At 40.5% G+C, this 237-nt stretch carries 1 pseudogene; it reads right to left on the bottom strand.

Going from position 1 to position 237, the window contains the following annotated elements:
* Nucleotides 1–237: pseudogene (locus SB719_RS22525) on the bottom strand (AAA family ATPase); the annotation flags it as partial.

The following is a 237-nucleotide window of genomic DNA, read 5'->3' as shown; positions in this document are numbered from 1 at the left end:
CACCAACAGATACGATTTCAATGCGGTTTTGGAATAGATGAATTAAGATACTGCCACTAAAGCTATAATCTCGGTGCGTTACGGCATTAATTAATGCTTCACGTAGCGCGTATGATGGGAAGCTTTCTTGTTCAACACGCTGAAGCCCTTCAAAATGAGCAGACTTAGCATTGTAAAGGTTCATGTATTCAAAGGCTTGCTCTACTTGTGTGAGGATTGACCCACTAAATTCTTTAC

This window comes from Pantoea sp. SIMBA_079, assembly GCF_046940275.1.
GTDB classification, from domain to species: Bacteria; Pseudomonadota; Gammaproteobacteria; order Enterobacterales; family Enterobacteriaceae; genus Pantoea; species Pantoea borealis.
This window is presented reverse-complemented; position numbering and strand designations above follow the sequence as displayed.